Consider the following 5,814-nt stretch of genomic DNA (forward strand, 5'->3'; position numbering starts at 1 on the left):
ATCGACGGCGGAGCCGGATTTGATACATTAAAAGTAGCTGACAATAGCATAGACTTTAGTCATGTTAAAAATATCGAAAAACTAGATATGACTAATGGAGAAAAGACAACCTTAACTCTTACAGCTAGCAATGTTCAAGATATATTACGTGATAGTAATGAGAATAAGCTAAAAATAGATGGTGATAGTAATGATGAGCTTACTCTTGGAAGTAGCTGGACTAAAGGTGCTAGTTCTGGTGGTTATACTACTTATACTAGTGGCACAACTACAATCGAAGTTCAAGATCAAATACACGTACTTTAATATCTATACTTTTAATCCCAAAGGAAATTCCTTTGGGATATTCTTTCTTGTCATTAAATTTTTATAATTGTTTGTCTTTTTAATCTATGTAAAATGACCTATTTGTCTATTTTTGTATAAATTTTCTGCAATAAAATATAAGACTATTTCAAGCTAAAATGATTAAGTAAATTTACAAACACCTAATAATAGTTTTATGGTTTATGACCTGATGAAAGCTATTATAAAGGCCTAAGCACTCTATAATTAATCGATATTCCACCTAACCAACAATCTCCTTTTATCTTCGACGTTTAAATTTATAAAATCGATACCGAAGAGTTTCGTTAAATTTTCGCCCTTTAAAATTTGACCCGTTGCGCCGAATTCATATCCTAAGGGACCATTTAATAGCAAGGTTTTATCCGCCGCCGCAAGCGCGTGATCGGGATGATGCGAGGTAAAGATCACGCAGGTTTTTTGCTCGCTATTTAGCCTTTTGATTAGGCTTAGAACGGCGTTTTGATGAAAAACGTCGAGGTACGACGTAGGCTCGTCCATGACAAGAATTTTAGGCCGTAGTACTAGCGAGCGAGCTATAAGCGCTAGCTGCATCATGCCGCCGCTTAGCTCGTCTACGTTTAAATTTAAGTACTCGCTAACGCCCGCTATGCTTGCGGCTTCCTCGGCCATCGCCCTATCCTCTGTGCTCGGCCTTGAAAACATACCGACGTTTGCATTTACGCCCATTAAAATCAGATCTTTTACCTTAAAGCTAAAAGCGATATTTTCGCTTTGAGGCACGTATCCTACGAGCTTGGCGCGCTCTTTGCCGCTAAGAGAGGCATGATCGCGGCCATAGATCAAGATTTGACCGCCTTTTGCCTTTAAAAGCCCTAAAATAATCTTTAAAAACGTAGATTTGCCTATGCCGTTTGGGCCCAAAATCGCAAGCGTTTCGCCGCTTTTTAGGCTAAGGCTCAAATTTTGCAAAATTTGCTTCGCCCCGTAAGAAAAGCTTAAATTTTCTACGCTTAAGACCATCTTTTGCCTTTCTTAACAATGATGACGCCGATCATCGGAGCGCCTATAAGCGCAGTTAGGATACTTAGCGGGATTTCAGCCGAGCTCACGCTTCTAGCCGCAACGTCGGTTATCATCAAAAATATCCCGCCTAAAATCGCAGAAATCGGAACTAGCTGCGAGTTATCGGAGCCGTAAATCAGCCTCGTAACATGCGGCATCAAAAGCCCGACCCAGCCGATGATACCGGCGATGGCTACGCTTGCGGCCGTTATCAGCGTAGCAAGCACGATAAAGATAAAGCCTAAAAATTTACTCTCGCCCAAAATACTTGCGTGTTCGCCGCCTAAGGATAAAATGTTTAGCTTCCAGCCCATTAGGCTCAAAAGCACGAGCCCGCTAACGCAAACGGGGGCAAGCGCCGCTACGTCGCTCCAAGATATGGCGCTTAGGCTTCCCATTAGCCAATATACGATGCTAGGTAGCTTTTCTTGCGTGTCGGCGATGTATTTGATGGCAGAGATCAGCGCCTCGAATATCGCTCCCGTGATAATGCCCGCAAGCACCAGCATGAGCTTTGAGTTTTTGTTTGCCAAAACGCCCAGGGCGTAAGCTATCATGACGGCTAAAAAGCCGAAAATAAAAGCGCCTATTTGCGTGGCTACGGGGCTACCGAAGGCTAAAATACAAACCACCGCGCCAAATCCAGCCCCGCTACCTACGCCCAGGATATTCGGGCTTACCAAAGGATTTGCAAACATCGCCTGAAATATCACGCCCGCCGCGCTAAGGCTAGCGCCTATCAAAAACGCCGCTATCAGCCTTGGTAGGCGTAGGTCAAATATCAAAGCGTAAAGAGTCTCTTTGTCGTTTTGATAATAATCATTTAGCCCGTCAAGCGAAATCCTACCCGCAAGCAGCGAAAAAACAACAGCAAAAGCTAGAAAAAGCGACAAAAATAGATACTTTTTCATTATCTAAAAAGCTCGTAAAATTTGCTCTCTCCGTTTAGATCGAAGCGTAAAATTTGAGCTATCTCATCGCCGCTTAGATCGTAGCCGTAGAGCAACTTGTAGCTCTTTTTCATCTCGTCTTTTAAATTTATATGCGCCTGCCCCGAAAACAGCACGCTAAACCACGCCCAGCCCAGGTGCGATTCGCCCGTAGGCGGCTCCCACATATCGCCTCCCAGGGGCATTTTATAGACGGCTTTTTGCTTGACGGCTTTTACGTTTTTTAAAATTTTATCGTTAAAAAAGTCCCGCGGAGTTAGCTCGTCAAAGTTGCTAAGCAAGATAACGTCCGGATTTTGCGCGAGAATTTCTTCTTTATTTAAAATTCTAAATCCCCCGAAATCCGCCGCGTTCGCTCCGCCGCTTAGCTTTATCTCGTAATCAAAATACGTCCCGCCGCCGGCTGCCTCGTAGCTTTTATCTCGGCCGAATATAAAAAGAACCTTCGGTTTTTTGCTAAGCCCTTTTACGAAATTTTCGATCTTAGCTCTTACCTCGGCTCTGTTTTGTAAAATTTGCTCCGCTCTTTGCTCTTTTTCGTAAATTTTACCCAGCATCCCAAACCAAAAAAGCGGGTCTTCCTCCGTGCCGCTTAAATTTACCAAAGCTACGTTTAGGCCTACTTTTCGCAGCGGCTCGATGATCTTTTCGCCTCTCATGCCCCACTGCACGACAAGATCGGGAGATAGTTTTAGTAGTTCCTCGATGTTTGGAGTAAAGTCATCTCCGATACCGCCTGCTGGGATACTACCTGCGCCTTTTATCATTTTTCCCAGCATTCCGCGCTCGATGTTTTTCTTGGCTACGGGATGGACGGAGGCTAGGCGAGATACGTTGTTTTCGACGCTAAGAGAAAACGAAGCTAGCGGCACCGGAAACAGAGCTACGCTTTTAACCGAACCGTCAAAATGAAGTTTGTTTCCGCTTTGATCGGTAAATTCAAGCGCGCCCAGCGTCGCTGCCAGTAGCAATAAAACGGATATGATTTTTCTCAAATTTGATCCTTAAATTTGTAAATTTTAGGGCTTTTGAGCGGGTCTGTTTAAAACCCGCTCGGCAAATTTAAATTTTAAAAGCTAGCCTTAAAGCCTAGTTTGAAATTTCTGCCCGGATTTATTAGCGGATTGCTAGCGCTTCTAGGCTGGCTGATTAGCTCGTAGCTTAGGCTCGGGGCGTATTCTTTGTCGAAGATATTTTCGATGCCGAAATTTAGGCTAAAATCTTTTAAGAAGCCTAGTTTGCCCAGACTCTTGCCCAAGTATAGGTTATGCACGAAATATCCTGCTCGCTCGCGCTCTACGCTATCGTCTATACGCGTCTTTCTCGCCGCCCAGTCGCCGCTATACTCTATGTAAGAATTTGCCAAAAACTCCGGCGAATAAGAAACGGCCACGCGTCCGCTAAGCGGAGCGATCTCCGGAAGCGGCTTGCCGGTTTGTTTGTTTTTGCCGCGCGTGTAGGCGAGATTTGTTTTAAACTCCAAATTTGATAAAATTTTATATGCGAGGTCAAATTCCGCTCCGCTTATCTTGGCTCTATTTACGTTTTGCGACTGATAGTAGGTCACGCCGCCGCTTTGCCAGTTTCGCTCGACTATCAGGTCTTTATAGTCTCCCGTGTAAAATATCAAATTCGATCTAAGCGCTTTATCCGTATAGCGAAGTCCCGCCTCGTAAGTAACGCCTTTTTCGATATTTAGATCAGGGTTTGGCAGATACGCCTCGCTGCCCGAAAACGTAAGTATCGGAGCAACCTCGCCGCTCATAGGAGCTCTAAACGAAGTCGAGAAATTTCCTACGAATTCAAGCCCTCCGACGACGGGATAAATAAGTCCAAGCCCGTAGCTGGCTCTGCCGTCTTTTCTATCGTTGGCGTTTTCGTATAATGCTCTTACGGCTGGACTCATCGAGCTATCCATATCAAAGGACGTTTTTATGCGGTCGTAGCGTAAATTTGCGCTTAAAATCGCGTCGTTGCTAAATGCATATTCAAGCAAGCCAAACCCAGCGACGTCAAGCTGTTTGGTTCTTAGCCTGTTGCGAAATCTAGGACCGTTATTTACGCTTTGATACACGCTATCCCAGTCCTCGTAATAAAAATCTACGCCGTAGGTTTGGGTTAGGTTGTCGCCTACTAATTTACCGATAAATTTACCGCCGTAAACCTTCGGACCGTTTACGTAGTTGTCGACCTGTCTAGGCGAAAACGAGCCGATGTAAGGCCTTATATTTAGGTGCGTGTAAAGCTCTCTGTAATACAAGCTAGAATCTAGCAAAATTTTATTGTTTATGTTGCCTTCGTAATTTAGCGCGACGTATTTTTCTCTAAGCGGCGCTTCTTTTATGTATTTTTGAAAGCCTCTTTTATTCGCCGTTCCGGGAGCGCCGACCGCCGTACCGACTACGCCGCGCTGCGACTCTGTGTATCTAGTTACGAGCTCAAGTCTGTGAAAATCGGCAAAGCTATATCCGCCTTTAAAATCAAGGCTTCGATAATTGTATCTTGTATTTGGAATTTTACCCGCCGGAGTGTCGTAGTCCTTGCCGTGTTTGTAGTTTAAGCCCAGCAATGCGTCAAACCCGTGTCCGACTACGCCTAGTTGTAAGCGATTTTGCACGCCTTTGTTCGCGCTTTGGTACTGGGTGCTTAGATACGTATCAGATAACGCCCAGTCGCCGTGCACGTCCCCGCTAGCTCTTTTGGTGACTAAATTTACTATGCCGCCAAAGGCGTCCGTGCCGTAAAGCGTGCTAGCGGGACCTCTTATTATCTCTATCCTTTCGATTTGATCGGGCGTAAATATTGAATACTCAAATGCCGGCCTACCTCTAAATCTAAGCCCGTCTACGAACATCGGCACGCGGTAATCAGACGAACTAAAACCTCGCACGTTTACGGTACCCGAGTCCATGCCTTCGTTTACGATTGAAACCCCCGGCGCCTCGCTGATTAGCTCCGGTACGCTTTTGCCAAGCTTTCTTTCTATCGTCTCTTTATCTACTACCGAGACGCTTTTGCTTATCTCGTCTACGCTTTGAGACGATCTTTGCGCCGTGACGGTTATGCCTTCTAGCGATTTTAGCTCTACTTCGTCTTGTGCGGTGGCCAAAACGCCGACCAAAGCGAGGCTAAGCGCGATTTTTCTTTGCATTTAAACTCCTTTTAAAATATTTGAGTAATTATATAGAAATATATAATGATTTTCAATATGTATAAAAGTGATATTATATTTTAAAAAGCCATAATTGCTATATTTATACTATATATTAAGACACTAAGATATACATGTTGATTGGTATGATATTTATGATATGTGCTAAATAGTTCCTCGCACTGTACCCCAGTACAATAGACATATACTTCTAAAATTTATATAATTCATTCAAAATTTCAAATACTATAAACAATAAGGAGAATATGATGGCTAAAGAAGCCGGAGTAGTTAAAAGCGTAAACGGAGGAATAGCAAGAGCACTTAATGACTTAACAGGAG

5 protein-coding genes are annotated in these 5,814 nt (G+C 44.0%); 1 reads left to right on the forward strand and 4 read right to left on the reverse strand.

The features are described from left to right. Positions 1-306: hypothetical protein (locus tag F3G69_RS09355; RefSeq protein ID WP_180997319.1), on the forward strand; the 306-nt coding region annotated here is incomplete at its 5' end. Between the two features lie 246 nt (positions 307-552). Here F3G69_RS09355 and F3G69_RS09010 read toward each other — a convergent pair. The 4 genes from F3G69_RS09010 to F3G69_RS09025 form a co-directional block, all read right to left on the reverse strand. After that, a complete protein-coding gene (locus tag F3G69_RS09010; RefSeq protein ID WP_149715041.1) occupies positions 553-1,329 on the reverse strand; it encodes an ABC transporter ATP-binding protein in 777 nt (258 codons plus the stop codon). Continuing rightward, a complete protein-coding gene (locus tag F3G69_RS09015; RefSeq protein ID WP_149715042.1) occupies positions 1,320-2,282 on the reverse strand; it encodes a FecCD family ABC transporter permease in 963 nt (320 codons plus the stop codon). Before F3G69_RS09015 ends, F3G69_RS09010 begins: the two co-directional genes overlap by 10 nt. Continuing rightward, positions 2,282-3,316 (reverse strand): ABC transporter substrate-binding protein, encoded by a 1,035-nt coding sequence (locus F3G69_RS09020; RefSeq protein WP_149715043.1) that lies wholly within the window; start codon positions 3,314-3,316, stop codon positions 2,282-2,284. Before F3G69_RS09020 ends, F3G69_RS09015 begins: the two co-directional genes overlap by 1 nt. Before the next feature lie 74 nt (positions 3,317-3,390). Continuing rightward, positions 3,391-5,472, reverse strand: a complete 2,082-nt coding sequence (locus F3G69_RS09025; protein ID WP_149715044.1) for a TonB-dependent receptor — start codon at positions 5,470-5,472, stop codon at positions 3,391-3,393. Positions 5,473-5,814: the final 342 nt, after the last annotated feature.

It is taken from the genome of Campylobacter concisus, from assembly GCF_902460625.1.
Classification (GTDB): Bacteria; Campylobacterota; Campylobacteria; order Campylobacterales; family Campylobacteraceae; genus Campylobacter_A; species Campylobacter_A concisus_AD.